Origin of the sequence: Aeromonas sp. ZOR0002, assembly GCF_963866995.1 — a bacterium.
Taxonomy (GTDB): Bacteria; Pseudomonadota; Gammaproteobacteria; order Enterobacterales; family Aeromonadaceae; genus Aeromonas; species Aeromonas caviae.
Genome location: NZ_CAWMFQ010000062.1, coordinates 1 through 494, shown reverse-complemented (window position 1 = coordinate 494; position 494 = coordinate 1). Strand labels below are relative to the sequence as shown.

Annotated in this window: 1 rRNA gene; it reads left to right on the top strand. The window is 52.4% G+C overall.

Going from position 1 to position 494, the window contains the following annotated elements:
- Nucleotides 1-494 (top strand): 23S ribosomal RNA (locus tag AACR77_RS04185); the annotation flags it as partial.

The following is a 494-nucleotide window of genomic DNA, read 5'->3' as shown; positions in this document are numbered from 1 at the left end:
GGTATCGCTGCGTGAATACATAGCGCAGCGAGGCGAACCGGGAGAACTGAAACATCTAAGTACCCCGAGGAAAAGAAATCAACCGAGATTCCCTCAGTAGCGGCGAGCGAACGGGGATTAGCCCTTAAGCATCTTGGAAGTTAGTGGAACGGTCCTGGAAAGGCCGGCGATACAGGGTGATAGCCCCGTACACGAAAACAACCTTGATGTGAAATCGAGTAGGGCGGGACACGTGACATCCTGTCTGAATATGGGGGGACCATCCTCCAAGGCTAAATACTCCTGACTGACCGATAGTGAACCAGTACCGTGAGGGAAAGGCGAAAAGAACCCCTGTGAGGGGAGTGAAATAGAACCTGAAACCGTGTACGTACAAGCAGTGGGAGCCCTTCGGGGTGACTGCGTACCTTTTGTATAATGGGTCAGCGACTTACATTTTGTAGCGAGGTTAACCGTATAGGGGAGCCGTAGGGAAACCGAGTCTTAACTGGGCG